Consider the following 21,925-nt stretch of genomic DNA (forward strand, 5'->3'; position numbering starts at 1 on the left):
CATATTACTATTTTATTTTTCATTTAAAATTTTAAATAGGTGTATTTATGTTTATACCAGGTCATATTACCGGTTTTTTTAAGATATATAAGGATAAAAATATATTAAAAACAGGCTCAACCGGAGCAGGTATTACGCTAAATAAAGGAGTATATACTGATGTAATTGACGGAAAATCAGATGAATTCCTTCGGAATTCATTACTCGAAATCAGAGATTTCGATGGAGAAATATATTTTAATGGCGATAAGATAGAATTATGCTCAACAATTGAAGTGGTTAAAAACTATCTGAATTACAACGAATCGGATGAATTTAATTACAATATCATCCATAAATCAGATTTTCCATTGGGCTGTGGATTGGGCACATCAGGTTCCTGTGCATTGGGTGCATCATATGAGCTCAGCAAAATTTACAACATAAACAAAGTTTTGGAATTTGCACATACTGCTGAGGTAAAATGCGGAACTGGACTTGGAGACGTGGTGGCACAATATACAAGAGGTTTTGTAATAAGGAAAAAACCCGGGCTCCCCATAGATGTGAAAAAAATAAATATAGATGATATTAATAACTATTATGTAGTTGTTGAAATACTTGGAAAAAAAGAAACTGGCACGATTATCAACAATCCTGAATGGATAGATAAAATAAATAAAATGTCTGATGAGCTCCTACAAAAACTATTAAAAAGTCCTACATTGGAAAACTTCATGAGTTTGTCCTATAAATTTGCAAAAGATACAGGTCTTGCAAGTGATGAAATAATCGAACTATGCGATGATTTGAGTTTTACCATTGGGAGCTCACAGGCGATGCTTGGAAATACCGTATTTTGTATATGTGAAGATAAAGATTTAAATGATGTATTGTCTATATTAAATAAACCTATTGTATGTAAAATTTATCAATGAGGGAAATCATGAGTGAAAAATACTTATTAACAACAGCTTTGGCATATACAAATGGACCACTTCATTTAGGACATGCGAGAAGCACATATATTCCTGCTGACATTATGAAAAAATACCTGAAATTAAAAGGTAAGGATGTAATCCATGTTGGTGGAACAGACAACCACGGAGTTCCTATCACACTTACAGCAGAAAAAGAGGGCGTAAAACCTGAGGATATTGTAAATAAATATCACAATGAGATAAAGAGAGATTTAGACAATTTAAATGTAGAGTTTGACAGCTACGGAAAAACTCACAGCGATATCCATATAGAAACTGCTCAGGAGTTTTACAAAAAACTTAAAGAAAATGGATACATTTATGAAAAAGACATAGAGCAGTTTTACTGCCCGAAATGTGATAGATTTTTGGCAGATAGGTATGTTGAAGGAACATGTCCGTTCTGTGGCGGTGAGGCAAGAGGAGACCACTGCGAAGTTTGTGGAAGACATCTTGAACCAACCGAGCTCATAAATCCATACTGTATAAACTGCAACACTACGCCTGAGCTCAGAAAAACAACACATAGGTTCTTTAAATTAAGTGCATTATCCGACGATTTAAGAAATTATGTTGAGAGCTCAGACATGCCTGAGCATGTTAAGAATATGGCATACAGCTGGATAAAGGAGCTCCATGACTGGGATATTTCAAGGGATATAAAATGGGGTGTTCCAATACCTGACAGCGAAAACCAAGTAATGTATGTATGGTTGGAAGCACCAATTGGTTATATTTCATTTACAAAGCAGTTGGGAGATGTTTGGAAGGATTATTGGTTAAAGAAAGATAAAAACGAAAATGATAGCGATGTAAAAATATGGCATTTTATTGGAAAGGACATTACAGTTCATCACTCAGTATTTTGGCCAGGCATGTTAATTGCTAATGGTGAATATAACCTTCCTTCGTCAGTGATAAGCGGCGGTTATTTAACACTTGAAGGAAGAAAGATGAGCACAAGTAAAAAATGGGTTGTTTGGGTAGATGATTTTGTTAAATACTTTGATTCCGATTATTTGAGATATTTCTTAATGGTAAATGCACCGTTAAATAGGGACTGTGATTTTTCATTTGATGAATTCCAAAAGAGAATAAACACAGAGTTAATTGCTATCATTGGAAACTTCACACATAGAGCTCTTGTATTTTCACACAGGAAATTTAAGGCTATTCCTGTTGTTGATGAAGATAGCTTAAAAGAAGAAGATAAAGAACTGATAAACAAATGTAAAGAAACTGTTGAAAAAGTAGATAAACACATAATGGAATTTAACTTTAAGGATGCTATAATGGATATTATTCACCTTGCAAAAGAGGGGAATAATTACTTCCAGAAGATGGAGCCTTGGACTGTTGAGGATGAAAACAGGTTGAAAGAAATATTATACACCTGTGCAGTGGTTGTAAAATATATAGTTTATTTGCTTTATCCATTTATGCCAAATAAAACCATGAAACTTCTTGATTTAATGAATGAAGAACTTGATTTGGAAATTAGGGGAAATACTTTGAAAAAGCCGAAGGTTGTATTTACAAAAATTGAAGATGACCAAATCAAGATGGTTAAAGGAAAACTATTAAAATCAGAAGAAGCTAAGGAAAAGAAGAAAAATAAAAACAAAAAAGATAAAAAAGAAAAAAACAATAAAGACGAAAATAAAAACAACAAAGAAAATGAAAAAGGTGATTCTATGGATTTAATAAGCATTGATGACTTTGCTAAAATTGAGTTGAGAGTTGCACAGATTTTAGAAGCTGAGGAGGTTCCTAAATCCAAAAAATTGTTGAAATTAATTGTAGATATTGGGGATGAAAAGAGACAGGTCGTTGCAGGTATAAAGGGACACTATGAACCATCGGAGCTCGTAGGTAAAAAAATTGTATTATTATGCAACTTAAAACCTGCTAAATTATGCGGTGTAGAATCACAAGGTATGGTTTTAGCCGCAGGGGATGAGGTTGTAGCTCTTTTAACACCAGATAAGGATGTTCCAGTAGGAAGCAAAATCTGCTAATAAACTTTTCTTTTTATATCTTTATTCTAAATTAGATGTATTTTCATTTTATATATTTATTTTTTATTTTTTTATATTTTAAACTTTATATATCATATAAAACAAATAAGTATATATTATAAAACAGGAGGGGATGTTTATGCTATTTTTAAAAGTCAAATTTTTAGATTTAGACCTGGAAACAAATGCAGTTATTGTAAATGAAGAGGATTTAAAGGGGACTGCATATTATCCTCATGATAGGGTTTTAATAGAAAGTTCGGGAGGTTCTTTCGTGGGAACTCTATATTCAACAAAAACAATGGTAAATCCAGGGGAAGTTGGTGTTAGTAAGGCAGTTATACCAATACCTTTAAACGAAGGCGAGGAGGTTAGGATAAGGCATGCTCAAAAACCAGCTTCTTTAAACTATATTAAGAAAAAGATGGACGGCCAGATATTAAAACCTCATGAAATACATACCATTGTAGATGAGATAGTATCAAGAAAACTATCAAACATAGAATTATCTGCATTTGTGGTTTCAACCTATGTAAATGGGATGGAAACCAATGAAATTGTTGAAATGACAAAGAGAATGGCAGAAACCGGAGAAACGCTCGAATGGGATAAAAGTCCAGTTGTAGATGTCCATAGTATAGGAGGAGTTCCAGGAAATAAATACGCACTTTTAACAATTCCAATAGTGGCATCAGCTGGAATTACCATTCCAAAAACTTCATCAAGAGCTATTACCTCAGCAGCTGGGACAGCAGACGTTGTTGAAGTGCTTGCAAATGTAAATTTAGATGCAGAAGAGATAAAAAGAGTAGTTAAGACCACAAATGGATGTCTGGTTTGGGGTGGTGCGGTAAATCTGGCACCTGCGGATGATATTATAATAAATGTGGAAAGACCACTAGCAATAGACCCTAAACCTCAGTTATTAGCAAGTGTTATGGCTAAAAAGATTGCAACAGGTATTAACTATACTGTAATTGATATCCCCATAGGATATGGTGTAAAGATAAAGAATGAAAAAGAAGGAAACCAGCTTGCAAGAAAATTTATAGAGCTCGGCGACTTACTGGGCATTCGTGTTGAGTGTGTTCTGACATATGGGGGACAGCCAATAGGTAGGGCGATTGGTCCAGCACTTGAAGCAAGAGAGGCGTTGATGGCGTTAAATGACCCAAAATCTGCACCAAAAAGTTTGATTGAGAAATCCCTTTCCCTTGCAGGAGTTTTGTTAGAACTTGGAGGAGCCGCGCAACCTGGAAAAGGTAATGAAGTGGCATGGGAAATACTCACATCTGGAAAAGCACTTGAAAAATTTAATGAAATAATAACTGAACAGGGAGGGGAAGAGACAAAACCTGATGAGATTGAAATAGGAGAGTATAGTGCAGAAATAACTTCTTCAAAATATGGTTATGTAACAGGCGTATCAAATAAACTAATTACAAATATAGCAAAGGAGGCAGGAGCTCCGAAGGATAAAAAGGCGGGAGTTCTCCTACATGCAAAAACAGGAAATAAGGTAGAAAAAGGAGATGCATTATATACAATTTATTCGAGCTCAGAGGAGAGATTGAATGCCGCAGTTAATCTTGCAAGAAGAACATACCCTGTGAGAGTTGAAGGTATGCTTCTTAAAAGAATTAGCAGATTCTAAATCAATTCGAATTTTATCTGCTTTCCTTCCCCTATTAGTTCTTTAAAATCCGTAGCAATGGGGCATATTTTATAATAATCCAACGAATAGTTTTTTCCAGAAGTTGTTAAAAGATGTGGATTTATAAACAAAATTTTTCCATTCATCTTCAATGCAATATATGGATGAGCTCCGAAGGTTTCTGAAAAACCTATCAGCTTATCCACATCCTCCTTTGAGATGTAAAATTTCTCTTTTGATGTAGTTTTGCACTCAAATGCGTAAATTTTTCCTTTTTTTCCTACAATCAAATCAATACCATGACTTCCAGCACTTCTAACCACTGCAAACCCTTTATTTTCAAACATTTTTTTGAGCTCTCTTTCAAAGTTGGAACCTTTTTTATATTTATATCCCATCAAAACAGACACCATTTAAATAGATACCATTTAAATAAAGTTGAAATAAAATAAAAAAGGAAAATTATCGTCAATCCACATAAGATGTCATGGATAAATCATGAGTGTTCGTAGATTGACTATACTTAAATTACTCAATACTTTCAACAATCTCTTTGAATTTATTAATGTCAAGTCTTTTATATTTTTCCAATATGGAATTATATTTGCTGTCAATTTCTTCAATATTTAATCCATCTTCTTTTTCAACTTCTTCTAAACCCTTTGAAATTAACTCCAAAGCCTTCTGCTCTGCTTCAAGCTGGTGAAATCCTTCCCTTGGACCTCCTTTTCTAAATGCCCTACATCTTCTCTTATCCCATATTGGAAATCCCCTATCTTTACAGAATATTTTATTTTTTTCAAGGTTTCTAACAATATTCGCTATTTCATCAACAACTTCATCTTCCCCTTCGATATATGCCCCAAAACATGTTTCTTTAACTTTTATATTGTAATCCAATGAATTTAGAAACCTAAACAATTTTGAAGGAGATGTTTTTGCATCCTCTGATAAAACTATCACTTTTGTTTTCATGCTACCACCTATTATTTTTATATATTATATTTTTCATTTATTTTATACCTTTTCGAAGTTCCTATGTCCTCTTTTATTCTCAAGTTCTTTAGATGTTATTTTTTCAATATCATTATAAAGCATTTGGTGAGCTCATACTCCTAAATCCTATTTATTCACATTAAACCATCTATAATAATTTCTCTCAACGTATTCTCTTACTTCATCAGGGTTTAATCCGTTTGCATAGGAGTATATCGAAATTCCCCCAGCTCCTACGCCCTCTTTTACAGAACCTTTGCAGTATGATTTTAAACCATCGAGCTCCGATTTATCGTAGTTAAATTTTGATGCAAATATTGGGACATTCTCATTTATTTGTTCAACAATCCCCTTCAAATCTGCATTTTTATCATTTAAGACAAATTCAGTTGTTCCTATTGATATTAATCCTGACTTTAATATATTTTCTTTTTTATAGTTTTTATCTATTTCGCCTATCACGGAAAGCACAGAAGCCATCTGAGTTCCTCCCGCCAATATGACAGGTCTCCCCCGTTTAGCTGATGAGAACGCCATTCCTGCAACAACAGGCATCATCTTGTCCCCAACTGCATTTAAAACATCAAATACATCCTTTGATTTTGCATATTTTAAACCATTTTCAACAACATTCAACTTTAATTCCTTTGGATTTTCAACAGAGCCGGAGCTTATTTTATCCTTTGCATCGTATCCCAATCCCAACAATACTCCCAAAGCCGTGGTAGTTCCACCAGGGACACTTTCACCGATTATAAGGGTATCACATGTTAAATTTTTTCCGATAATCTCCCCCATTTTAAATAACTCTTTTGAGTTGTCCATCGCCTTACCTTTATAAATATCCCCCGTCGATTTGTCATCAACGGAGATATATGGTATTTTTGGTTTTACAGCACTTCCAGCATCTATTGTTAAAACAGGAATGTCCTTTAAATCAACATTTGCTCTTGTTATGGTGGCTGGGCTTGGGCATCCTGTGGCATCTATCGGCGGTGTTGAAATGGATAGACTTTTGCCCAATACCACGAGCTCCATATCTGCGGCTGGCGTGTATTCAATCACTTTTTTATTAACTCCTGATATTGGGATGTATTTTGTAGTTTCTATTGACGAAATTACACAGGAAAATTGGACGTTTTTATTTTTTATCTTATCTAAAAATCCATCGTTATCATTTACAGAGATTATTGACATGACATACACCTTTTTATGGGCAATAAATATTTAGCAAGCGATTTCCATTTCACCTTCATTTAATCCATTGTAATTTAAACCTTTTATGGTAGATTCTCTAACTATCTCTTTATTTCTTTTTAATACTTCCAATTTCATATTTAATTTAATTACATCCTTTGTTATTTTAATTACAAGCTTCAAATTTAATTAAATTTTTTAATAAATCGTATTTATCAACTTTGAATATCTTTGAAGCGTCCAATATCTCTATCCCTACAATATCTTTGCTGTCAAAATCCAATAAAACATTATCTAAATCAATAGTTATTTTTGATTTTGCACCTTTTTTATATATAAATAAGTCATCATTTTCAAAATCATAATCAACACTAACAGTCATTATTTTTCCCTCCGTTTCCTATTTTGTGGATATATTGTGATTAAATTAATAGACAATGGTTCTACTGATTTTATCTAATGTCGGCGGGAAGACCCTTCCGTAAGGGATTGAATAAAAATCCTGAAGGGATTTTTATAGCCCTCCACTTCGCTACGGGGGATGAGAGCCGACAAAAAATATAAATATTATGACGTAATAAAATAAACATATAAATGGGCGAAAACCAAGCTCATTCTACACTATTTTCATGCACCTGCGGAAGGCGGGGGTGAGCCTGTGGAGAAGTGAGCCCCTACCTAGGTAGTTAATAACTACTGGTGATGGCAAGCTCGTTCAGTGAAGCAGGAAGCCCCTTCCGTAAGGAAGGGGCACTTCACACTAATAACTACTACAATATCATGCTCCTCGCTGTTCTCATAATATACTTTAAATTTTCCATCCTTTTGTTTTAGTATTCCCACGGGTTTATTTTCAGTTATGATTTTAAGTATTTCTTCTTCATCAGGTAAATCCTCTTCCCTAAGTTCCAATCTTGTTTCATAGTGTTTAGTTTTATTAAAATTCTTCTTTTTAGAAGTAAATAGATAAGATAATACCTCATCAATATCCATCCTTTCACCATAAACCGGAGCTCCTATACCAACCTAAAAATAAAATATTAAATTATATTTATAAATCAATATCCTCATCCTCATCTAAATACAATCTATACTGCTCTATATCGTCGCCTAATTTATTTACAATTGCCCTTGCAACTCTTCCAGGGTCTCTTGATTTTGTAATTCCCCTTCCAACAACTAAAATATCGTATTTGGTTTTTAATTCATCAATGTTATCTATTGAAACTCCGCCGGCAACTCCCAATATTAATTTTTTGTCATCGTCCGCATTCGTGTTTGTATTGACTATATTTAACCTATTCCTATTAAATGTTTCTTCATCAATTCCCCTATGCACCATTAAAACATCCGGTTTTAGTTCCAAGGAGTTGTATAATTTTAAAGGGTCGTCAATGTTTATGGTATCCAAATAACTCATTATTCCGCATTTTTCACATTCATGAATACCTTTTAAAATTGTGGCTTTTGGGGCAATACCACTTAAAACCACAGCATTTGCCGTGCATTCAAAAGCCATTCTAACTTCTATTCTACCTGTATCAAGTGTTTTTAAATCTGCAACTATGTATCCATCGTAGAGCTCCCTTATATGTTCTATAACTTCGATGCCGTATTTTTTAATAAGTGGTGTTCCTGCTTCAATTATTATCCTATCGCTTTTTGGAAGGGAATCAATTATAAATTCCATATTTTCAATTGTTGGAACATCAAGGGCAACCTGTAAATATGGTGGTCTTTCCAATCTTATGTCTCTGAATCCCACCAATGGATGTAGAGCTCTGTATTTTTCCTTTTTTATTTTTTCTTTTGATGGGTATTCATTCAGAGCTCTGGTGATGGCAAGTTTTGTTGCACCATAGTAGTAATGAAACAGCTTTCTTTTATTTAGTGTGGTATATGGAATATCTGGGACAGAAACAGTAATTACTGCCTTTAAGTCTTCGTCAAGGTCTAAATCTGCAATTGCCTTTGCTACGCCGTATTGAATTACTCCATGTAGGAGCTCATCCTGAATTTCATTGTTTAGGTTATGTCTTGGAACAACAATTGATAATGGTTTTACGATTAAATTATCCCTTAGATTTGCAAATATTGGAGATGGAGTTCTCGTAAGTGCGTTTGTAAATGCAATATCTATTTCATTCCCTTTTCCAATAATTACATTAACAATGGCATTTATATCCTTCCCAAGGACTGCTTCACCAAATTTTATCATAATATCCTCAAATTAATCTTTTATTTTTTATTTTTTATCTTTTATTTTAGTGTGGGTCATATTACACTCTAACCTCTAATACCTTCATATAAGGATAACCTCTGGTAATGAGATTATATAGTGCTAAAACCTGTGCAGAAACTACTGCACAGAGACAGAATACTTTTTTACGAATATAACCTTTGATATTAATCCAAAACTTATTCATAAATCGGTTCTTTAATATTGAATTGGTGTGCTCTATTTTAACTCTTATCTTAGAAACTTCCGAAGGAAGTTTCTTTTTATTTTTCCTACCCAATCTCCGTGGATTATGTGCTGTTATTAGTTCATTTTTGTATAATTCTATCGCTTTTTTTTAAATCTTTTGAATCATAGCCTGCATCTGCACAGGACTTTTTGGTAGGTACTAATAATTTATCAGCTACTTTACAATCGTGAGTATTTGCTGTGGTAAATTCTGCTCTTAATGGTATTCCTAACTTATCTACTGCTAAATGTAATTTAAAGCCTTTAAACATTCCTACACTGTTATATCCTATCTTTCCCTCAATATCTGTTTCGTCTTTTATTGGAGTGCTATCGTATATTGACCATTCAGGATTATTTAGTTCAATATATTTATCACCTAATAAAGTAATTATTGCATGCAATTCTTCATCTAGGGATTTTTTCCATCTATCGATGGTTCTTCTACCAGGGCAGGATTTAAATCCTAATGCAGTTAAAATCTGTGGATTATTTTGTAAGTGTAATACTAACGCTCTATTTGAATGTATGCCTTTTAAAAAGGCATACACTAATAGTTTAAGCCTCAACTCTAAATTATATCCTTTTCTCCCTACCTTTCTTCGTTTAGGGATTCGGTCAATTAAATCTGATGTAATTATCTCATTTACCACTTCCTCAGCCTTCATATTATCGTCTTTTTTATAATATTATATTTAGTATAGGTTATATATTTTGACCCATACTATTTATCTTTTATTTTATTTTTTATAATTTTTTTATAAATCATGTCTCTTTATTGGTTTTACCTTTTTCTATTTTTATTTTTTATTATTTTATCGTTATTCAAAAGTCTTTTTTAATGGCTCTAAATGTGTAGATAGTGTGTTAATTACATCATTTAGCTTTTCAAAGATTGACTCTTTATCTACCTTATTTGAACTAATGAATTTGTTTAAATCAACAATATAGGAAGTTTCTGCAATTATATAATTTAAATCATGATTAACCTTTACACTTCCAAACATGGGCACTTTAAACATGTTTTTAAAATCCGTATGATACATTTTTATAATATCCTCAGGCTCTACAACTTCATTTTTAATTATTGCCTGCATTCTGACCTACTCCCACGACTAAAGTCGTGGGGTTCTTTAGCAGGGTCTAACCCTACATGGGTTGCCAAGCCCACTACCCCTATCTCCGTTTAGGAGATTCAGGGCTACCTTATGCGATACTTTTTTTAAAATATTCAAAGCCCCGTTAATGTCTGCATTCAAAACCATGCCACACTCACTACACACATACAAACCCCTATACTTCCTATTACTCTTTTTAACTACACCACAATTACTGCAAGTTTGAGAAGTATAAGCTTCATTAACCTGTTCTACTGTTAATCCCTTTTCCTCTGCCTTATATGTTATCATACTTACTAACCTACCAAAAGGTATTCTATGCAATTGCTGATTAACCCTATCTCCAATGTCAATACTTGAAATGCCTTTGTTTAACTCGCCGATTACAATCCTTGAAACTTTGTTATCCACTGCAAAATCGATAATCATTTTACTTATTTTATGTAGATAATCCTTAGTATAATTCTTTTCCCTTACTGTTAAGCGGGATAATCGTTTATTATATTTTAACTCTTGCTTTGTTAGGGTAGATTGGATTTTTCCTTTACTTTTAGCAAACCATCGGAATTTAGAAATTAACCTTCTTCCATCGTAGATTACTGCACTGCCCGTATTGGTTACTACTGTTGCTAAATTCTTAATTCCTAAATCAATACTTAGTATATTACCTTCTTTGATAGGTTCTTGAATTACTGGTTTCTTATGGATTAAGTGAAGTATGTAGTAGGTTATCCCATAGATGGTCTGCGGAACTATCTCAACTTCTTTAACCTGCATGGTATCAAGCGGTAGAGTTTTCGATAAATCTACCCATAAGTACTTGGACTTGATACCATGCTTCTCTTTGAGATAGTTTTTAGTTTGTTTAGATAATGATAACCTTAACTTATTGCCTATGATTTTGAAACCTTGCTTCTTCCATTTTACGGGAAAGTGTCCATCTTTTGGTTGGTATCGTGGTCTTTTAGTGTGCTGTTTGAAGTAGTTTTGCCATGCAATCGCTTGCGTAGCAAGCGAGCAACGAAAACCGAAGGTTTTCGTCTAATTTGAAGTTTTTGACATACTGCCTGTGCTGACTGTGAGTGCAGGTTTTTAAACCAGAAGTTGTTCTTCATTTGAACATCTATTTTATTTGGTTTAATATTTCGCTGTATTACTTCGTAGTTGGATGTATTCCAGAGTTTTGATGCTGAATAGGTTAAATGGTTTATGATTGTTAATTGTTCATTATTTAAACTTCTGGTTAGGTTTATTGTCAGCACTCTGGTTACTTGCATGGAATTCACCAAATTTATATATGCCATTATTCTAATTACACTCATATTATGTAGTGAAGTATATAAAAAAATGATGTCCGCCTATCATCCAATCTCATAAGAGATTTTACAAAACCTTGTTTTGTATAACGATTAAAATCGTTGGCTTTCTCGGCGGTTTATCGTAAAAAATTAATTTCTTTGAAATTTTATGTCACCATACGCTTCGCACACTATAATTTAGAATATCTCTAATATTCATTTTTCCGAATAAGACTCAGCTTATATATTCCATCCTATGAATTGAGAATATTTTTTTATTAATGTTAATAAATTTGACGAAAATAATAACGTATATATAATACTATTTATTTATTCCGTAATATATGATATTATTTAATATTACACTGTTGCAACATGTGCATGTCTTTTCATTATATACTTGATGTTATTTATAAAACTGGTGGTTGTATGGCTGAAAGAATAACCATGACTATTCAAAAAAGTCTTTTGAAAGACTTAGAGGACGTCATTAAGGAATCAAATAAATCAAGGTCTGAGGTAATTAGAGATGCATTAATTGAGTATATAAAAAAATATGAGTGGCTTCATCAAATAGGTTCAAGAGCTGGAGAAATCACCCTAATATATCCATTAAATGTCCATAAAAAAGTTTTGGATGTTGAGCAGGGGTATAGGAATATTATAGTAACCTCAATTAATTACATTATAAATAACGAATTTTTAAGAGTAATGGTTTTAAAAGGTCCAAAGGAAGAAATTATTAAATTAACAGAGAATCTAAAAAGTATCAATGATATAAAATATGCGAAATTGGCAACAGTGGGTTTTGAAAATAAGAATAAAAATAAAAAATCATAAATTAGGCGCAAACATTTATTTGTGGGCCAATACCATAACATACTCTAACTACCAATGATTAAAACTCTTTATTTTTATAAAAACATAATCTATATATACCAATAAACTTTTATAATTATATTCATTAAATATATAAAAATATAACTATGTAATGGTAATGCATAAAATTTTTCAAAGGTGAGGGAATGCACATATCCGGCGCACAGGGGAAGACTTTGGTTCCTGAATATAAAGATGGTTTAGTTATATTAACACTAACAAATGAAGATAATGAAGAAATAGAATCTGTAAATATGGATGAAGAAACCACATCATTATTAATAACTCTATTAAACAGTGGTGTAATAACCGCAGAAAATATAAACAAAAAATTCAAAAGAGAGGGCGTAAAATTACAGAAAATACAAGATGTTGGAACTTGTTTTGCAAATGAAAGCAGTAGAATTTCGATAGCAATACTTCCAGCAGATGAAAGAAGAACTGCATCTATATTGGTGGGATTCCACAAAGAAGATAGGCACTCCTCAATAATCGTAAAACCAAAGAGAGCTGCTTATTTGAGTATGATATTAACAAAAATTATTATTTCGAATATTGAATAAGCAAATAATTTAACTATTTTTCTCTTTTTAATATTGACATATTTTTTATGTTTTTAATATTATAATCCAAAAATTTAAATACATAACATTAATTTTTTTAATGATAATGTTTATATAATCTAATACATAATATAAAGATTAATTATTTAGACGGTGATTTTTATGCTCGGTGTTTGTATGCGTTCAAAGTTGAAGGAAATGCCCTGGCATTCATTGGTTGAAAATTCGGTTCGAAATCCTACTGATGTAAATTTCAAATACATTGACTGGGGACTTCATTACTATCCAAAAATAATAAAAAACGAATTTATCGTAGGATTCCACGCACCAATAATTGATTTAGGAAATCCAAAAGATAAAAATAAAACCTGTTTAATAGCTTTAAAAAATATAATTGATGAAATAAAAGGATATGATTATCTAACAATTCATTTGCACAATGGAAGAGAACCTGATAAGGATACATTGATAAATAATTTATTAGAAATAAGCAATTATGCAAAAAGGAACAATATAACGTTATGTATTGAAAATTTAAGGACAGGATTTTCATCAAACCCCAACAATGTAGTTGAAATGGCAGATATTTGCGACTGCAACATAACTTTTGATATCGGTCATGTGGGCTATAATGATAGGGAGGAATTCATTGATTTGTTTTCCGACAGGATATATAACGTTCATGTGTATGAGCTCGAAAAGGATAACATAGGGCATATTGCACCGGATAATCTGGATAATTTAAGACCAATTTTGGACAAACTATTAGACAATAAATGTGATTTCTGGCTCATTGAACTTATGAAACTGGATGAAATCATACATACAAAAAATCTGTTGAAAAATTATTTAAATGACCACAAATAAGATACTTAAAAATATAGAAATATAATGGTGAAATCTTGAACATAATTGATTATAATGATAATTTTATCGATTTCAAAAGGTCATTTAAAGAATTGGAACTTTCAAAAGAAACCATGGATATAATTAATAATGAGAGTATGGATTTGAAAGATATAGTAATTGGGGAATTTTCAGGGAGGGACAGTGCCGCAGCAATAATAAAGGCGATGGAAAGTAATGATATAAATATTGTTCTTCCAATAGTGGCATTTACTGGAACAGACTATGGGGACATGGATATATTTTATAAAAATTGGAAACTTTTAAACAAGAGAATCAATCAACTGTATGAAAATAAAACTCTTTTGCCACTTCACTTCATGTTTGAGCCAAAACTTTGGAATGCATTGAATGGCAGGTTTGCAGTGATGATATCAAAGAAATACAACTATTATACACCATGTATTGGATGCCATGCATATTTAAGGATTATACGAATTCCTATTGCAAAGCAATTGAGTGGAAAGATAATAAGTGGGGAGAGAATCCACCACAACGAAGATTTTAAAATCGACCAGTTTAAAGAAGTTTTGGAGACATATCATAAACTATGTAGTGAGTTTGATGTAGAGCTCCTATTATCTGTAAAGGATGTAAAAGAAGGGGAAGAGATAAAAGAAATTATCGGCTACAAATGGGAGCAGGGGAAAAATCAATTTTCATGCGTATTCAGCGGAAATTACCGGGATAAGGATGGGAAGGTTATTTTTGATAAAGAAAATATATTGGGCATATTGAATGAATTTATATATCCATCATCAGTTGAGATTTTAAAAAAAGGTTATGAAGGGGATTTTAGATATATTGAGATTGTAAAAAACTTTATTTAAGTATTTATTATTTAGTATGTGTTGTTTTATATTTATTTGCATTATTTTTTAATTTTGGTGATATTATGAGAACCATTTTGATACTTCTTGATGGGTTGGGTGATAGGAGCTCGGAAATTTTAGGGGGAAAAACACCACTTGAATATTCCGAAACTCCAAATTTGGATAAGCTTGCGGAAAAAGGAATGACTGGACTAATGGTCCCATATAGGGAAGGCATTCCATTGGGGACAGAGATTGCCCATTTTTTACTGTGGGGGTATTCCATTGAGGACTTTCCTGGAAGGGGTGTTATTGAAGCACTTGGGGAAGATATGGTGATGGAGGATAATGCTATTTATTTAAGGGCATCCCTTGGATTTGTAAAATCTGATGAAAAGGGATATTATGTGATGGACCGGAGAACAAAAAACATATCCGAAGGAGAAATAAAAAAACTAATCAATTCACTTCCAAATTTTGTTGATGGCTATGAATTTGAATTAAAGTATTCTTATGATGTGCATTTTATATTAAAAATAAAAGAGGAAAATGGATGGATTTCAGATAAAATTTCTGATTCCGACCCGTTCTACAAAGATAGGCATGTAATGAAGGTATCTCCTGTAAAGGAATTATGTAAAAATGACATGGAATATAGAAAAGCAGAAAGCACATGCAATGCATTAAATAAATATCTGCTAAAATGTCATAAAATCCTTGAAAACCACGATATAAATATTAAGAGAAGGAGGAAACAAAAACAACCTGCAAACTTTCTGCTGACAAAATGGGCTGGGAAATATGAGGATGATATTCCATCATTTAAAGAAAAATGGGGGATGAATGGAATTATTATAGCAAATAGTGCTGTTTTTAAAGGACTATCAAAACTTTTGAAAATGGATTACATGGCTATTGAGGACTTTGAAACTGCGGTAAATACTGGAATAAAGTTAATGGATTATGATTTTATCCACATTCATACAAAAGAAACAGATGAAGCTGCACACACAAAAAATCCTATGAATAAGGTTAAAGTAATTGAAAAGATTGATAAATATTTAGCCCCACTTTTAAACATTAATTTGGATGAAAATTTAGTAGTAATTACCGCCGACCACTCAACACCTTCTGTTGGAAGTCTTATTCATTCGGGGGAAAGCGTTCCCATAGTGGTTGTTGGAAAAAATATCCGATTTGATGATGTTAAAGAATTTAACGAAAGAGTATGCTCAAAAGGTCATTTAAGGATATTTTCAAAAGATTTGATGAATGTTATTTTGAACTATACTGACAGAGCTCTGCTTTATGGTTTGAGAAGTGGGAGCTCTATTTTAAGATATATTCCAAATGATGATGATATTGAGCATTTAAAAGAATAATAAGTGAAAAAATGCCCAATGCATATGCCCATTTGGTTTTTGGAAAATTATTTTTGGAAAATCATAAAATCACAGATTTTAATATCGCAAATAATAAAAAAATAATAAATAGTATTGATTTGGACAACTTTTATTTTGGCTGTGTGATTCCAGATATAAACCATATTTCTAAATTAGAGAGAAGGATTACTCATTTTTATGACAATAATGTTTTTGAATTCTTCGAACCAAAAAATAGTGTAGAATATTCCTTTTGTTTGGGGTATGATATACACATAAAAATTGATAACTTATGGAAATACAACATACGATTAAAATACAACATACCTCTTGAAGAAAATTTGAAAATATACAACTATCTTGATTATTTTTTGAAAAAAGAATATGGGGTTGATTATAACTATTTTAAAGACCATATTTTTAGGGGCAATTGTGATTTGCTGAAAGAATTAAATATAAACAAAAAATTATGCGAAGAATGGAAAAAAAGATGTATAAATGATAAAATTGAACTTGAAAACAAAAATAATAAAAATAATGCCTATGAAAAACTGATAAAAGAGTTTTTAAATATTCTGGGTTAATTTTAAAATACTATCTTTTTTAATATTAAATGAAACCTCATCCCCTTCTTTTAACATCATTTTTGTATTATGAATTTCAGAAATTAATATATTATCCCTATATTTTATGGCATATCTCACAAGGTTGCCAAGATATTCAATATCTACTATTTTTCCAGTAAAATCTCCCTTTCCCACAGTTATATTCTCGGGTCTCACAAAATATTTATATTCCTTATCATAGGGCATATTTAAATAAGTTAGAATATTTTTTGGAACCTCATTTATATTTCCTATAAAGTTTGCGATGAATTCTGTTTTTGGGCAGGCATATATATTTTCGGGCATATCCAACTGTTCAATTTTGCCGTTATTCATAACCCCTATTCTATCGGATATTGCCAATGCCTCCTCCTGGTCATGCGTAACATATATGGAAGGTATATTTAAGTCCCTTTGAAGTTTTTTTAACTCTTTCCTCATCTTTATTCTCAATTTTGCATCTAAATTGCTAAGGGGTTCGTCAAGTAGTAATACTTCTGGTTCGATTACCAATGCCCGAGCTACTGCCACCCTTTGCTGCATCCCACCGCTTAACTCATTTATATTGTAATTCTCAAATCCTTCTAAATTAACCATATTCAATGCATCTTTAACCTTTTCTTTTATCTCATTCTTTTTTAATTTTTTTATTTTTAAACCATAGGCTACGTTTTCATAAACGTTTAGATGGGGAAAAAGTGCGTAGTTTTGAAACACCATGCCTATATTTCTCTTATTTGGTGGAATGTTAGTAATATCCTTCCCATTTAAAAAAATCTTCCCATTATCGGGCATTTCAAAACCTGCTATTGTCCTTAGGCAGGTGGTCTTCCCACACCCACTTGGTCCCAGTAATGAGATGAGCTCATTTTCACATTCAAAATTTATGTTGTCCAAAATTTTTATGTTGGAATATGACTTTGATACATTGGCGAGTTTTAGAATTGCCATTTTATCACCTTATTAAAATTAGATTTGATTTATGAGGTGTATTTTTATGGAGCATGGCATTAATCAGCAATAAAATTTTTACCTTTTAGCTTCCAGATTAATAGCACACCAACAACTGACAAAATTATCATCATTAGGGAATAACAGGCTGCAACTCCAAATTCATCGTTAATTGTAGCTTCAAACACCATGGCAGACAAAACCTTTGTGTTTGCAGTTATAAGGAATATAATTGAACCCAAAGTTTTTACCGTGGCAATAAATGTATATATCATGCTGAAAATTATTGCAGGCTTTAACATAGGCAAAACAATCTTATAAAATGTTTTTAATTTGTCTGCACCTAAATTAAGAGATGCTTCTTCTATGGATTTTTCTATTTGAGAAAGTGTGGTATATCCAGTTTTATATGAAAACGGAAGTTTTCTAACAACACAATTTAAAATAATAATTAAAGATGTCCCAGTCAATAACAGGGGTTGAGTATTGAAAGCCAGTAGATAGCCAATACCCATAAATGTTCCCGGAATGGCAAAAGGAAGTAATATTATTAAATCCAGCATTTTTCGCCCAAAAAATCTATCTCTTACAATCATATATGCAAAAACCATGCCCATCAATCCAACCAATATACTTGATGATAGTGCAAATATTACGGTATTTTTTAATGCAGGCATGCCCTTCTGTAATGCTTCTATAAGATAATTCAACGTGAATGTGTAGTTGTATCCAAAACTCTTTGTAAATGCGGCTAGAAATACCGCTGAAAATAACATACAAACTACAACGGCAAAAACCATAGGTGGTAGAGATAGTAATAGTTTGTATCTCCCCTTTATTGAATAAGGTTTTATTTTCATGGTTTTTTGACCATGCTCTTTGTAAAGTCTGTTGTATAATGCAAACAATATTAAAGAAGGTATTAACAAGATTACGCTCAATGTTGAAGCCATGGCCGTATTAAAGTTGCCTATTATTTCAAAATAAGAAGCTGTTGCAAGGGTGTTGAAATTTCCACCAACTATAATGGGAGTTCCAAAATCTGCCATAGAGCTCATAAATATTAAAAGCCCAGCACTTAATATTCCCGGGAGAAGTAGGGGAAATGTGATATTTTTGAAAACCTTAAATTCGTTGGAACCTAAATTTCTAGCGGCGTCTTCTAAATTGGAAGATATGCCCAGCAAAACAGCGGATATTATTAAAAATGCCGTGGTGGTATAATCAATTGATTGAAGAATAACTACACTTTTCCAGCCGTATATGTTTGGTTCCAATCCCAAAAGCCCGTAGGTTATTAATCCATGCCTTCCAAATAGAAATACATAAGCCAGTGAATCTATAAATCCGGGGGTAATTATTGGGAGCAATACGGCAATTTTTAAAAAAATCTTTCCTTTAATATCTGTTTTAAAAATAAGCAATGAAAACAATAATCCCATAAATAATGATAATGTAGTCGATAAACATGCTACCATTAAACTGTTTTTTAAAATACTGTAATAGTATGGGTTTTTAATAAATTCTATGTAGTTTCTTAATGTAAATCCGTCATCATAAAATGACTGTATAAGAACGGAGGATATGGGAAATGCCACAAATATTAATAAAAAAATAAATCCTATCAGATGGGACAAATATTTTGTAAATTTTATACTTGCCATCTTTTCGAATCTTTTGTAATCCATACAAACACCAAAAAAGTATTAGTATATTAATATAGAGAGAGTGGTAGATATGATAATTATGAATTAAGGTGTTATTTTGTTATTATTGATTGATATCTATTTTTCCACTCATTTAAAACTTCATCCCTATGCTCTCCCCAATATACAAAGTCCATGTCTATGAAATCTAATTCACTAGGATTTGGAACTCCTTCAAGGGTTTTTATATCACTTCTTACGGGAACTCTTGGACTTGCATTCATTAAAACTTCTTGCCCTCTTTTTGACAATACCCAATCCACAAATTTCTTTGCATTGTTTGGATGTTTGCAGTCTTTACTGACAGTGTGAATTAACAATACCATCTTTAAAATCAAAAAATAGAAATAGGTAGTAGTTAAATATCTCATTAAAAAACGGTGAATTCAGCATGCTAAAGACATTAAGTAATATGCTCACTAATTCTATAAATAGTTTAGGATTTAACTGTTCGGAAGAATTATCTAAGTTTGCATTGGTTAGAACGTTAACGCCGATAAAAACTATTAAAGCATTTTCAGAAAGTATTTCAAAAATCCACAGAACAACTATCGTTAAAAACTTGCAAAAACTCTTCGAAGAAGAGTTTTACTTATACGCTCAATTATTAAACCTTCCCGACATTTTGAATGACAATAGATTTAAATACGCTGCAATAATCGATTCAACATTATTAAGAAGATGGAGTGAAAACATTTATGGTTGTAGTATTAGATACAATTACATCGAAAATCATAGCAAACTATATCAAGAGCAAATAAACTGCTGTATCTATCACAAAAAAAAGGGCTTTATACTATTCACACTACGATAAAACCACTCGACAAAAAATCCACAAACATATTTATTGAAATCATTGAATTTTTATCTCAAACTAACATCAGGACGGTTATAGGGGACAGTTTTATCACAACAAAGAAAATTCTAAAGGTATGTAAGGAATTGGGAATCGAATACATTGGCAAACTTAGGAAAAACATTATAATCGAGTTTTTCAGTAAGAAGGTTAAAGTGGAAGAATTGTTCGAAAAGGATTTTCAAAAAAGAAAGTTCAAATTAAGGACGATTAATGGAATAGAGTTCAAATTATCCGATAGGATTGTGAATATTCCAAATGTTGGCAAGGTTAAAATCGTTGCTGTGCAAATGGAAAATCAGAAAAAACCTAAGTATTTAGTCTCTACAAACTATAAAAAGAAGGCGGAGAACATTATAATCGAGTATATGAAGAGACCAAAGATAGAAGAAAAACATAAAAGGGATAAATCGATTTTAGAAGTTGAAGGGAATTACATAACTTCTGAAAAGAGTAATATTGGATTCATTAGATTTATGGCGGTAGTATCAAACTGCATCGAATACTTAAGCTACAACTATGGATTATCGTTTTATGAAATCGTTAAAAAGTGTGGTAAAGAACTAATAAAGAAAGGAATATCATAATCACACTGTCAGGTCTTTAACTATTGCAACTGGTGAAGGCCACCAAACCACTTTATCAAGATATACTGATTTTATTGGTGCATTAGGATTTTTCATTTGAGCAATATGTGGGTCAGGAGATACTCCAAAAGTATATTCTCCTGAAATAACAACATTACCGGGTCCAGAACCTCTTTTTGTTAAAAAGGGGGTATTTTCATAAAATTTATCAAGGTATTTCCAACCTTCATCTTTTCCTTTCATTTGGAGTATTCCGCATATTGTGAAATATGCTGTTCCAGATATTGTTGGATTTGATGCTATGAGTTCCCCCTTATATTCTGGTTTTATCAAATCATCCCATGTTTTTGGTTCTGGAAGATTTTTATCTTTGAGTAATTTGGTGTTTTCCAAAACTCCAATTGTAACAAGGGATACGCCAGTCCAGTAATGCTCTTTATCTACAAATTTACTATCTATATACTTTGCATTTGGAGATTTATAAGGCATCAATAAACCTTCATTTTTAGCCTTTATGAAGGCATCAATACCCCCACCGAACCATACATCACATGAAGGATTGTTTTTTTCTGCCATAAGTCGAGATAACGCTTCTCCTGATGACATCGAAACATAATTTACTTTTATGCCAGTATCTTTTTCAAATTCTTTTGCAATTGTATCCAATCCACCGTAGGCAGCATAGATATTGATAACCTTTTCTTCTGTTGGATTACTTTTTGATGGTGTGGATGTAGAGCTCTGGTCATTAATACATCCGCAGACACTCAAAGACAAAATTATCCCAAGTATGGCAAGAATAGGCACGTATTTTTTCACAATTTCACCTTATTTACTGATGTATGGTGTGTTCTTAATTGAGATTAATATTTATAATTTATTATTTAGATTTTTTAATGGCATGAGGTTTATGTGAGCTCATATCAAAAATAATATATACTAAAATGGGAATAATTATATTGTAAATAATA

At 32.0% G+C, this 21,925-nt stretch carries 25 protein-coding genes and 1 pseudogene; 11 read left to right on the forward strand and 15 right to left on the reverse strand.

The annotated features are described in order from the left end of the window. Window positions 1-47: 47 nt before the first annotated feature. The 3 genes from Mjas_RS05650 (at window position 48) to Mjas_RS05660 (ending at window position 4,631) form a co-directional block, all read left to right on the forward strand. Entirely contained in the window at window positions 48-917 is an 870-nt protein-coding gene (locus Mjas_RS05650; RefSeq protein ID WP_421077216.1) for a pantoate kinase, read from the forward strand. Between the two features lie 8 nt (window positions 918-925). Beyond that, window positions 926-2,977: a methionine--tRNA ligase gene (metG, locus tag Mjas_RS05655; protein ID WP_421077217.1), complete on the forward strand. Its 2,052-nt coding sequence runs from the start codon at window positions 926-928 to the stop codon at window positions 2,975-2,977. A 139-nt stretch (window positions 2,978-3,116) separates the two neighbouring features. Next, window positions 3,117-4,631, forward strand: a complete 1,515-nt coding sequence (locus Mjas_RS05660; RefSeq protein WP_421077218.1) for an AMP phosphorylase — start codon at window positions 3,117-3,119, stop codon at window positions 4,629-4,631. Here Mjas_RS05660 and hjc read toward each other — a convergent pair. The 11 genes from hjc to Mjas_RS05715 all read right to left on the reverse strand — a co-directional run bounded on the left by hjc (window position 4,628) and on the right by Mjas_RS05715 (window position 11,686). Continuing rightward, on the reverse strand, window positions 4,628-5,029 hold the full coding sequence (gene hjc, locus Mjas_RS05665) for a Holliday junction resolvase Hjc (RefSeq protein WP_421078584.1): 402 nt from the start codon (window positions 5,027-5,029) through the stop codon (window positions 4,628-4,630). The two genes, Mjas_RS05660 and hjc, sit on opposite strands and share 4 nt — an antisense overlap. A 130-nt stretch (window positions 5,030-5,159) precedes the next feature. Next, window positions 5,160-5,606, reverse strand: coding sequence for a methanogenesis marker 6 protein (locus Mjas_RS05670; RefSeq protein WP_421077219.1), 447 nt, complete (start codon window positions 5,604-5,606; stop codon window positions 5,160-5,162). Window positions 5,607-5,753: 147 nt separating this feature from the next. Continuing rightward, entirely contained in the window at window positions 5,754-6,824 is a 1,071-nt protein-coding gene (gene cobT, locus Mjas_RS05675; protein ID WP_421077220.1) for a nicotinate mononucleotide-dependent phosphoribosyltransferase CobT, read from the reverse strand. Between the two features lie 166 nt (window positions 6,825-6,990). Then, the gene (locus Mjas_RS05680) at window positions 6,991-7,206 is read right to left on the reverse strand and encodes a DUF2283 domain-containing protein (RefSeq protein ID WP_421077221.1); all 216 of its coding nucleotides are present in this window, start codon (window positions 7,204-7,206) and stop codon (window positions 6,991-6,993) included. Window positions 7,207-7,517: 311 nt separating this feature from the next. Continuing rightward, window positions 7,518-7,817: a hypothetical protein gene (locus Mjas_RS05685; protein WP_421077222.1), complete on the reverse strand. Its 300-nt coding sequence runs from the start codon at window positions 7,815-7,817 to the stop codon at window positions 7,518-7,520. A 58-nt stretch (window positions 7,818-7,875) separates the two neighbouring features. Then, window positions 7,876-9,042 (reverse strand): bifunctional 5,6,7,8-tetrahydromethanopterin hydro-lyase/3-hexulose-6-phosphate synthase, encoded by a 1,167-nt coding sequence (locus tag Mjas_RS05690; protein WP_421077223.1) that lies wholly within the window; start codon window positions 9,040-9,042, stop codon window positions 7,876-7,878. Window positions 9,043-9,103: 61 nt separating this feature from the next. Beyond that, entirely contained in the window at window positions 9,104-9,343 is a 240-nt protein-coding gene (locus Mjas_RS05695; protein ID WP_421077171.1) for a hypothetical protein, read from the reverse strand. Between the two features lie 28 nt (window positions 9,344-9,371). Further along, on the reverse strand, window positions 9,372-9,959 hold the full coding sequence (locus Mjas_RS05700; RefSeq protein WP_421077172.1) for a transposase: 588 nt from the start codon (window positions 9,957-9,959) through the stop codon (window positions 9,372-9,374). 153 nt (window positions 9,960-10,112) lie between these two features. After that, window positions 10,113-10,388: a hypothetical protein gene (locus tag Mjas_RS05705; RefSeq protein ID WP_421077224.1), complete on the reverse strand. Its 276-nt coding sequence runs from the start codon at window positions 10,386-10,388 to the stop codon at window positions 10,113-10,115. A gap of 36 nt (window positions 10,389-10,424) precedes the next feature. Beyond that, entirely contained in the window at window positions 10,425-11,408 is a 984-nt protein-coding gene (locus Mjas_RS05710; protein WP_421078585.1) for an RNA-guided endonuclease InsQ/TnpB family protein, read from the reverse strand. Further along, on the reverse strand, window positions 11,333-11,686 hold the full coding sequence (locus tag Mjas_RS05715; protein WP_421077225.1) for a hypothetical protein: 354 nt from the start codon (window positions 11,684-11,686) through the stop codon (window positions 11,333-11,335). Before Mjas_RS05715 ends, Mjas_RS05710 begins: the two co-directional genes overlap by 76 nt. A 450-nt stretch (window positions 11,687-12,136) precedes the next feature. On the opposite strand from Mjas_RS05715, the gene Mjas_RS05720 reads away from it, so the two are divergent. From Mjas_RS05720 to Mjas_RS05745, 6 genes are all read left to right on the forward strand, one after another. Next, window positions 12,137-12,547 carry a CopG family ribbon-helix-helix protein gene (locus Mjas_RS05720; protein WP_421077226.1) on the forward strand — a complete coding sequence of 137 codons (411 nt, stop codon included), beginning with the start codon at window positions 12,137-12,139 and terminating at the stop codon, window positions 12,545-12,547. 185 nt (window positions 12,548-12,732) lie between these two features. Continuing rightward, window positions 12,733-13,149: a hypothetical protein gene (locus Mjas_RS05725; RefSeq protein WP_421077227.1), complete on the forward strand. Its 417-nt coding sequence runs from the start codon at window positions 12,733-12,735 to the stop codon at window positions 13,147-13,149. Window positions 13,150-13,311: 162 nt separating this feature from the next. Beyond that, the gene (locus Mjas_RS05730) at window positions 13,312-14,016 is read left to right on the forward strand and encodes a sugar phosphate isomerase/epimerase family protein (RefSeq protein WP_421077228.1); all 705 of its coding nucleotides are present in this window, start codon (window positions 13,312-13,314) and stop codon (window positions 14,014-14,016) included. A gap of 113 nt (window positions 14,017-14,129) precedes the next feature. Continuing rightward, window positions 14,130-14,885: a hypothetical protein gene (locus Mjas_RS05735; RefSeq protein WP_421078586.1), complete on the forward strand. Its 756-nt coding sequence runs from the start codon at window positions 14,130-14,132 to the stop codon at window positions 14,883-14,885. Window positions 14,886-14,950: 65 nt separating this feature from the next. Then, on the forward strand, window positions 14,951-16,249 hold the full coding sequence (gene apgM, locus Mjas_RS05740; protein WP_421077229.1) for a 2,3-bisphosphoglycerate-independent phosphoglycerate mutase: 1,299 nt from the start codon (window positions 14,951-14,953) through the stop codon (window positions 16,247-16,249). An 11-nt stretch (window positions 16,250-16,260) separates the two neighbouring features. Next, window positions 16,261-16,833, forward strand: coding sequence for a hypothetical protein (locus Mjas_RS05745; RefSeq protein WP_421077230.1), 573 nt, complete (start codon window positions 16,261-16,263; stop codon window positions 16,831-16,833). On the opposite strand, the gene Mjas_RS05750 is transcribed toward Mjas_RS05745, so the two are convergent. The 3 genes and pseudogenes from Mjas_RS05750 to Mjas_RS05760 all read right to left on the reverse strand — a co-directional run. Next, complete coding sequence (locus Mjas_RS05750) at window positions 16,816-17,805, reverse strand: ABC transporter ATP-binding protein (RefSeq protein WP_421077231.1); 990 nt, start codon at window positions 17,803-17,805, stop codon at window positions 16,816-16,818. The genes Mjas_RS05745 and Mjas_RS05750 overlap by 18 nt on opposite strands. 59 nt (window positions 17,806-17,864) lie before the next feature. Beyond that, entirely contained in the window at window positions 17,865-19,493 is a 1,629-nt protein-coding gene (locus Mjas_RS05755) for an ABC transporter permease (RefSeq protein WP_421077232.1), read from the reverse strand. A gap of 71 nt (window positions 19,494-19,564) precedes the next feature. Beyond that, window positions 19,565-19,804, reverse strand: a pseudogene (locus tag Mjas_RS05760) (iron ABC transporter substrate-binding protein); the annotation flags it as partial. Window positions 19,805-19,902: 98 nt separating this feature from the next. Here Mjas_RS05760 and Mjas_RS05765 point away from each other — a divergent pair. Together Mjas_RS05765 and Mjas_RS05770 are read left to right on the forward strand one after the other, a co-directional pair. Further along, window positions 19,903-20,325 carry a hypothetical protein gene (locus tag Mjas_RS05765; protein WP_421077233.1) on the forward strand — a complete coding sequence of 141 codons (423 nt, stop codon included), beginning with the start codon at window positions 19,903-19,905 and terminating at the stop codon, window positions 20,323-20,325. A gap of 77 nt (window positions 20,326-20,402) precedes the next feature. Further along, on the forward strand, window positions 20,403-20,954 hold the full coding sequence (locus tag Mjas_RS05770; RefSeq protein WP_421078587.1) for a hypothetical protein: 552 nt from the start codon (window positions 20,403-20,405) through the stop codon (window positions 20,952-20,954). Here Mjas_RS05770 and Mjas_RS05775 read toward each other — a convergent pair whose 3' ends face one another. Then, complete coding sequence (locus Mjas_RS05775; RefSeq protein ID WP_421077234.1) at window positions 20,955-21,773, reverse strand: ABC transporter substrate-binding protein; 819 nt, start codon at window positions 21,771-21,773, stop codon at window positions 20,955-20,957. Window positions 21,774-21,925: the final 152 nt, after the last annotated feature.

The sequence above is a fragment of the Methanothermococcus jasoni genome (assembly GCF_049075655.1).
GTDB lineage: Archaea > AGJL01 > Methanococci > Methanococcales > Methanococcaceae > Methanofervidicoccus.

Coding starts and splice junctions, on each gene's coding strand:
- Mjas_RS05650 (WP_421077216.1), top strand. CDS start 48: ATGTTTATACCAGGTCATATTACCGGTTTTTTTAAGATATATAAGGAT.
- metG (WP_421077217.1), top strand. CDS start 926: ATGAGTGAAAAATACTTATTAACAACAGCTTTGGCATATACAAATGGA.
- Mjas_RS05660 (WP_421077218.1), top strand. CDS start 3,117: ATGCTATTTTTAAAAGTCAAATTTTTAGATTTAGACCTGGAAACAAAT.
- hjc (WP_421078584.1), bottom strand. CDS start 5,029: ATGGGATATAAATATAAAAAAGGTTCCAACTTTGAAAGAGAGCTCAAA.
- Mjas_RS05670 (WP_421077219.1), bottom strand. CDS start 5,606: ATGAAAACAAAAGTGATAGTTTTATCAGAGGATGCAAAAACATCTCCT.
- cobT (WP_421077220.1), bottom strand. CDS start 6,824: ATGTCAATAATCTCTGTAAATGATAACGATGGATTTTTAGATAAGATA.
- Mjas_RS05680 (WP_421077221.1), bottom strand. CDS start 7,206: ATGACTGTTAGTGTTGATTATGATTTTGAAAATGATGACTTATTTATA.
- Mjas_RS05685 (WP_421077222.1), bottom strand. CDS start 7,817: ATGGATATTGATGAGGTATTATCTTATCTATTTACTTCTAAAAAGAAG.
- Mjas_RS05690 (WP_421077223.1), bottom strand. CDS start 9,042: ATGATAAAATTTGGTGAAGCAGTCCTTGGGAAGGATATAAATGCCATT.
- Mjas_RS05700 (WP_421077172.1), bottom strand. CDS start 9,959: ATGAAGGCTGAGGAAGTGGTAAATGAGATAATTACATCAGATTTAATT.
- Mjas_RS05705 (WP_421077224.1), bottom strand. CDS start 10,388: ATGCAGGCAATAATTAAAAATGAAGTTGTAGAGCCTGAGGATATTATA.
- Mjas_RS05715 (WP_421077225.1), bottom strand. CDS start 11,686: ATGCAAGTAACCAGAGTGCTGACAATAAACCTAACCAGAAGTTTAAAT.
- Mjas_RS05720 (WP_421077226.1), top strand. CDS start 12,137: ATGGCTGAAAGAATAACCATGACTATTCAAAAAAGTCTTTTGAAAGAC.
- Mjas_RS05725 (WP_421077227.1), top strand. CDS start 12,733: ATGCACATATCCGGCGCACAGGGGAAGACTTTGGTTCCTGAATATAAA.
- Mjas_RS05730 (WP_421077228.1), top strand. CDS start 13,312: ATGCTCGGTGTTTGTATGCGTTCAAAGTTGAAGGAAATGCCCTGGCAT.
- Mjas_RS05735 (WP_421078586.1), top strand. CDS start 14,130: ATGGATATAATTAATAATGAGAGTATGGATTTGAAAGATATAGTAATT.
- apgM (WP_421077229.1), top strand. CDS start 14,951: ATGAGAACCATTTTGATACTTCTTGATGGGTTGGGTGATAGGAGCTCG.
- Mjas_RS05745 (WP_421077230.1), top strand. CDS start 16,261: ATGCCCAATGCATATGCCCATTTGGTTTTTGGAAAATTATTTTTGGAA.
- Mjas_RS05750 (WP_421077231.1), bottom strand. CDS start 17,805: ATGGCAATTCTAAAACTCGCCAATGTATCAAAGTCATATTCCAACATA.
- Mjas_RS05755 (WP_421077232.1), bottom strand. CDS start 19,493: ATGGATTACAAAAGATTCGAAAAGATGGCAAGTATAAAATTTACAAAA.
- Mjas_RS05765 (WP_421077233.1), top strand. CDS start 19,903: ATGCTAAAGACATTAAGTAATATGCTCACTAATTCTATAAATAGTTTA.